This window comes from Agromyces humi (genome assembly GCF_009720255.1).
GTDB lineage: Bacteria > Actinomycetota > Actinomycetes > Actinomycetales > Microbacteriaceae > Agromyces > Agromyces humi.
The window spans coordinates 1-6,281 of record NZ_WJSP02000214.1; the positions used below are offsets into that span (position 1 = coordinate 1).

7 protein-coding genes are annotated in these 6,281 nt (G+C 65.0%); all 7 read right to left on the reverse strand.

Annotated elements, in window-relative coordinates:
• Positions 1 to 550 (reverse strand): helix-turn-helix domain-containing protein (locus GH736_RS15065; RefSeq protein ID WP_159604756.1); only part of this gene is annotated, 550 nt, incomplete at its 3' end.
• 81 nt (positions 551 to 631) lie between these two features.
• The gene (locus GH736_RS15070; protein ID WP_203230792.1) at positions 632 to 1,414 is read right to left on the reverse strand and encodes a tetratricopeptide repeat protein; all 783 of its coding nucleotides are present in this window, start codon (positions 1,412 to 1,414) and stop codon (positions 632 to 634) included.
• A 292-nt stretch (positions 1,415 to 1,706) separates the two neighbouring features.
• A complete protein-coding gene (locus GH736_RS24360; protein WP_162529568.1) occupies positions 1,707 to 2,273 on the reverse strand; it encodes a hypothetical protein in 567 nt (188 codons plus the stop codon).
• Between the two features lie 7 nt (positions 2,274 to 2,280).
• Complete coding sequence (locus GH736_RS25105) at positions 2,281 to 2,637, reverse strand: hypothetical protein (RefSeq protein WP_235934280.1); 357 nt, start codon at positions 2,635 to 2,637, stop codon at positions 2,281 to 2,283.
• A gap of 1,022 nt (positions 2,638 to 3,659) precedes the next feature.
• The gene (locus GH736_RS15080) at positions 3,660 to 4,742 is read right to left on the reverse strand and encodes a hypothetical protein (protein WP_159604762.1); all 1,083 of its coding nucleotides are present in this window, start codon (positions 4,740 to 4,742) and stop codon (positions 3,660 to 3,662) included.
• 65 nt (positions 4,743 to 4,807) lie between these two features.
• The gene (gene lepB / locus GH736_RS15085) at positions 4,808 to 5,524 is read right to left on the reverse strand and encodes a signal peptidase I (RefSeq protein ID WP_159604764.1); all 717 of its coding nucleotides are present in this window, start codon (positions 5,522 to 5,524) and stop codon (positions 4,808 to 4,810) included.
• A partial coding sequence (locus tag GH736_RS15090) for an HNH endonuclease family protein (protein ID WP_159604766.1) occupies positions 5,512 to 6,281 on the reverse strand: 770 nt, incomplete at its 5' end. The genes GH736_RS15090 and lepB, both read right to left, overlap by 13 nt.

Genomic DNA, 6,281 nt, shown 5'->3' on the forward strand with positions numbered 1-6,281 from the left:
CCCGAACGGTCCGCACGAATGAGTTGATGCTGACGTCTGTCCAGTCGGCCGGGTCGAGCCTCGTGGCGTTGATCTCGCGGCCGAGTTCCTGCTGCGCGCGGTCGAGGGCGGCGTAGAGTTCGCGTCGCTCCGGTTCTCCGACGATGAGTACGTCGATGTCGCCCGGCGGTGGGCCTTCGATGCCCGCACGGCGTGCCGCCCAGGACCCGAAGATGTAGGCCGCGTCGATGCCGGCGACGGACGCCAACTCACGTTCGAGCACTGGCTGCGGACCGTAGGTGAACTCCACGAGTTGCGTGATTGCAGGGAACAGCGGGTGCTCGCGGTTCGGGTGGTAGAGCTTCACCCGGCCGACGTCGCGGCTGTTGAGCAGGGCTGCGGATGCCAGGCGGTGCAGTTCCCGCATCACCGTAGGGCTGCTGACACCCAGCCGGCTCGCGAGCTCCGTCGTGGAGGTCTCACCGTCCGGTGAGGTGAACAGCGCAGCGAGGATCTCCCCCTGTGTGTCCGATCGGAGGATCGGCAGAAGCGCTGAAGCTGACTGTTTCATAAAACCTACTCTATCTTACGGATTATGAAACTATCATGCGCGGGTGCCCGCAAAATGGAAGTGCCGGATGGCCCTACACGACTATTCGATTGAGAAGCGTGTGGTGCGTTCCGCTCGGGCGGCGAAGAACGCTATTTCAGCATCCGTCGCGGCGTCATCATCGCCTAGCTCGCGTAATGCAAAGCGCAGCACGTCGTACGGCCCCTCGTAGAGCGCGATGGGCTCGCGGAAGCCGACGCGACGACTCCACATTTCCGGAAACCGCGCAGCATTTCCTAGGAGTGCAATTTGAGCCCACCGCACGGCCTGTTCGACCTGTCCGATCGAAAGGCATGTCGTCGCTACCAGCCACGGAAGCTCGGCAATTCCGGGATGACGAGTCATTCCTTCTGCGCAGCGCGATATCGCCTCCAATGGTCTGCCGAGCTGGAGTAGGCATTGCGCGGCGCGAAAACAAGCCCACGCGCCCTCCTCGGGCCATCCACGAAGGTCCGCACATCGCACGTACTCCTCTGAGGCCTCCGGCAGGTGCCCCAACCCGCGAAGCGTTTCAGCAAGGTAGAAGTGCCATCTCGGGTCGTCCGGGTGCAGGCTGGAGTACGCGCGCAGGAGCTTAAGGTCGCGTTCGAACTTGGTTCGAAGCTCCGCGGGAGACTTGGCTATCTCGAGGAAGGTTGCAGCGTCGAGCGTGCCACGTACCTCATCCTGGGGGAGGTAGCATTCGTGGGTTGGGCCGACAAAGCGACCTTTCGAGGGCAGTCGGAAGAGTCGTTCCTTACCGTAGGTTCCGTCGTTGGCAGTCAGTACCACGACGTCATACGCGGTGGTCGCCAACCACTCTCGGAGGTCGAGCTCGATCCGCATTCGTTCATCCGTGTCCAGCATCAGCGCCCACTGAGCACCAAGGCCGTGCGCACGTTCCAGTACCCAGTTCCGGGCAGCGGAGAAGTCACCAGTCCAAGGGAGTACGTCGGTGCAGAGGCTCCTCCCTACCGCTTCCCGCGCCACCTTCAGTGCATCGGGCTCTCCGCCAGTGTCGATTACCAGGCAAGCGTCCACATGGTCGACCACCGAGCGCAAGGCGTCTCCCAGAAGCTCTATGCGGCGACCGGCAAGCGTGACGGATACGACGTAGGGAGCGGCTGTCGGCGGTCGCCTAGAAGGGGTGATCGCCTGCGTCGCCACCAGTGCTGCCCCGTGCTGGTCCGAAGCGTCCAGGCATCGCGCGGTGCAGGAGGTTCTCCAGCCCGTTGCGAGCGAAGCTCCCGAGTTGTCTCGCGATAGAGCCCAGCGTCACCGGCAGAGCAACGTTGCCGGCCGACGCACTCACCGGGAGGTTCGTCGCGACGGCTAGGTAGCCTGGGGTGGCGAGTTGACTGTCGGGCGAGAGCCGCGGAACCCCAGTCATTGCGTACGAATTCGCACCAGAGTGGATCAGGTAGGCCGAGATTCCGTCACCCACGGGAATGGCAGAGGTCGCCAACAGCAGTGAACCCTTTGGCCCAGTGCGAAAAGGAGTCTGACCAAGCTTTTGCCGAACATTCGCCCAGCTGCCATCCAGGTTGTCGTCCCAACCTTCGGGTGGATCGACCAGCCCGAATCCTGGAACCTTCCCCGGGTCGATGCTCGTTGGCGCACCTGCTTCGTCCTCGTTGCCGGGGCCCGCCGGGTCTTTCGGCGCGGCCCCGAGAATGCGAGCCGCCAGCGCCGGGTCCACCCACATGGTGTCATCATCGTCGCGGGGTATCGTGTCCGGAGTTCCACCCGTCGATCCGGTTGAGCCCGTCGACCCGCTCGACCCCGTGGACCCTGTCGAGCTTGTCGATCCCGATGAGCCAGTCGATCCTGTCGACCCTGTAGACCCCGTGGATGCAGTGGAACCCGTTGACCCGGTGGAGGCTGTGGACCCGGTTGACCCGGTTGACCCGGTTGATCCGGTTGATCCGGTTGATCCGGTGGAAGCCGTAGCCCCCGTCGACCCTGTTGATCCGGTCGACCCTGTTGAACCTGTTGTACCTGTGGCCCCCGTCGGCCCCGCTGCATCCTTGGCCTTCTTTGCGTCCTCCGCTCGTTGAAGGTATCCGCACACGATCTGCCCAAGCGCTTGCCCGACGGCCAACCCCAGTCCGGCACCTGCCGCGGCGCCCTCCCCCGCACCCCAAGTGCCACCTGCCGCAGTGCCGGGCCCAGGGGCCACTGCAGTGCCAGCGGCGGCCCCGCCGACCGCTCCCGCGACCGCCCCGACGGTTCCTCCCGCGATACCGCCGCCGATAGCCCAGTAGCCCTGACATTCATCTTCCGTCATCGACAGCAGTTGAGCGTTGCGCGTCGCCTGTGAGGTGAGCGTATGCAAGCTCGGTGCCATGTCGTTGGATCCAATGATGCCGGCCTGGCCACCCAACGGTTTTAGGACGTCGAGCTCAGCCGGTCCAAGGAATGACAGGATCCCCCTATTCACGTCGGCGAAGGGGGACAGAGGCCGACCGCCACTGATCACGCTGCTCTGCCCGAATCGGGTCCACGTTTCCTTCGCCCGAACAGAGAGATCCTTCCGACCGGATGCGGCAGCCCAGCCTGTCATGGTGAGATAAGGCGATTCGAGGCCTACGAGCGTGGCATGCTTGTCGACTGCAGTGAGCAGGCCCTCCATCAACGAGGAACGCGCGTTGTCAGATGCGACGTGAAACTGGGCGACCGCACAGTACATGGCGTTGGAGAAGAGAGCCCGTGCGTCAGACTGCGAGATACCAGCGAGCGCCGCCTCGGACGCGGAGGTCGCGAGTCGGTGATACTCGATCAATCTGAGCCACGCTCGCCCCCCGGAGTACCACCGGATCCAGCCAGTGGTGAGAGTAATGCGTCCGGTCGCGGTAGCGAAAACGGTACTCATGTGACACCCCCCAGATGTGCGATCACTAGCACTGCCAACGGAACGGCGATCTATCGCACCCCAGATTCAGGACCATTAATACTCTCTTCGAGCAATGCCGTCCATGTTGTCCCAGCAGCTACGTGGCCAGGGTGTCTCCAAGAACCTGCACTCAAGGCGGTGAAGAGAACGAAACGGCGGCCCGAGGAAGTCCCCGGACCGCCGCCTCACATCCGCTGGCTACGCTGCAGCCTGGCGCCGCACCGGCTTCTTCACAGCCTCCTCGAGCGCCGCACGCCACAGCTTCATACCGTGCGGGTTCGAGATGAACAGCTCCACGAGCTCCTGCTTCTGACGGGGCGTGATGTCGCCGTACGGGGCGAACAGCGCCACCGTGTACTTCGACTGCTTCCCGTCCTCGAAGTCCTGGCACGCGCGGGCGATCGAACGCTCGTCACGACGCATGAACGAGGCCACAGCCTCCGCGTCCTTCCGGGCGATCCAGTTCTCAGCCGCCGGCGGCAGGTCGAAGTCAGCGGAGTACGCCGACCAGACCTGCTTCTTCGCGTCCGCGCGGGACATCTCCTTCTCCTCGACGAACTCGACGAGCTTGTCGCGCTGCGACCCGGCACCGTCGAACGAGGAATCCTGGCCGTAGCCGGTGTGGTAGGCGACCTCGTCGATGTACGAGTCTGAGAACTGGCTGGCCGAGACCGGCGAAGACAGCGTCTTCAGGTTCATGAAGCCCTTCGGCGGGCGGTGCCCGTCCTTGAACTCGCTCGACATGCGGATCTTCTCCGACAGCTCGTCGATCTCCTTGCTGGAGAGCTCCTTGCCGGACTCGTGCTGCGCCTCCTCGATCGCCTTCGCGACCAGCTTGAAGCCCTTCGCGATCTCATGACGGACGCCCGGGTTCACCTGGCGGGACGTCAGCGACGACGCGTACTGGTTGATCAGGCCACCCTGGATCGGCTTGCCGTTGTTGAACCGCACCGTGAAGTGCTCGCCGGCGTCACCGACGATGTCCTCCGTCAGCTGCGGGTTCAGGCCCACCTTCGAGACGCGGCGAGCCACCGAACGGCGGACGTCCACGTACATCGCTGCGAGAGCGGCGTGCGCGACACGGCGGTCGCCGGAGTTGATCAGCTCGGTGTAGTCGGACGGGGTGTCGACGAACACCCAACCGTTGTCGGGGTGGAGCTCGAGGACGACCTCGGCGCCCGAGTTCGTCTTGAACGTGTACTGGCCGTCCGCGGTGCGGCCCTGCAGCTCCTTCGCACGAGCGATCGCGAGAGCCTGCTTCGACGTGGTGTTGGTGGTCATGCAGGGGTAGGTGTGCGGCGAAATCCGCACTTCGGCCGAAAATCCGGGAAATTGGTCGAAATCGTCTAATCGAGCAGGGAACCGAACCGGTCCAACGGGAAGAACCGGAAGATCGCCCTGCCCTCCAACGCCTCGAACGGCACGAACGGCCCGGACTTCGAGTCCTGGTGGGCGCGTGAATCCGCGGACGCATCCCGGTTATCACCCATCACCCACAGGTGCCCGTCAGGGACCACCACCGCGAACCCGTCCGCGGACGCCTTCTCCAACGACGCCGGCAGGTACGGCTCCTCCAACGGCACACCGTTCACGGTCAACAGCCCGTCCGCCGTGCAGCACGCGACACGATCCCCGGGTAGGCCGACAACCCGTTTGATCAGCTGCCCGCCCAAGTCATGCGGGGCCAACCCGACCGCGATCATCACCGCGGTCACCGGATCGGGCCCGGACAGCTCATCGGGCAGCCACCCGCCCGGATCGCGGAACGTCACGATGTCGCCCCGTTTGACGTCCAGGATGTTCCCGGTGAGTTTCTCCACACCGACCCGGTCACCGACCGCCAACGTCGGCGCCATCGACGTGGACGGGATCACGGAGATCTCGAACACCGTCGCGCGGACCAGCATCGCGAACACGATCGCACCGACCGCCGTCGCCACGTGCAACGCCACGGACCGCGCCCGCCGCTTCGCGCGGTCACGTCGGAGCGCCTCACGGCGGGACGACGGCTGCTGCGGGCTCACACCATCGAGGCATGCGGCGTCGACCGTCAGCTCGTGCACGTGTTCAACGCACCGTCCAACGCGGCGCGCTCCGACGACGTCACCGACAACCCGTACTTCACCATCACCGCGACCTGCCGGGCAGCCCATCCGCACACAAACCCGGCGTTCGGTGGCAGCCACCCATCCGGTCCTCTGCCGGCACGAACATCCGCCTCGGCCGACGACACGGTCACCAGGTTCAAGGGATCATTCGCGAACACCGCCCGCCGCGGCACATCCCACGAGGACGCGCCAGCACCCCACGCTGACTCCAACCCCACCACCCGGACCACAGCCACCGGCTGCGGGTCCGACCCGCGGACATAGTCGAACGGCGAGCCGGTGAACGGGTCGACGAACGACCCGGACAGGACTGTGCAGCCGTCGCGTTTCGTGTCGGTGAGGTCGCGGGCGAGGATGTCGTCTCGGGTGTTGCAGCCGTTCCGGTCGACGTCGGTCCATTTGGGTCCGTATTCGGCGCGGTCGTAGCCGCTGTCGGGGGTGTCGTCGGTTGTGAGTGTGGCGAGGCCTGCTTTCGCGGACGCTTGTGTGAAGGCGAGCCCGAACGTCGGGATGGTGTCGGCTGCGTCGTCGACGGTGTCACCGCCGATGTCGGGGATCTGGTCTCCAGCTTCGGGCGTGGCGGTTGGTGCGGTGTCCGCTGCGGCGCCGGATACGGCGTTGAACGCGTCGGTGATCTCACCGCCGGTGCCGGTGGCGAAGATGAACACGACGAACGCGGCGACGCCGAGGAAGACGAGGAAGCCGCTGTTGC

Bases quoted from the DNA above. Each gene is read 5' to 3' on its own strand.
- GH736_RS15070 (WP_203230792.1), bottom strand. From the start codon at position 1,414: ATGCGGATCGAGCTCGACCTCCGAGAGTGGTTGGCGACCACCGCGTAT.
- GH736_RS24360 (WP_162529568.1), bottom strand. From the start codon at position 2,273: ATGTGGGTGGACCCGGCGCTGGCGGCTCGCATTCTCGGGGCCGCGCCG.
- GH736_RS15080 (WP_159604762.1), bottom strand. From the start codon at position 4,742: ATGACCACCAACACCACGTCGAAGCAGGCTCTCGCGATCGCTCGTGCG.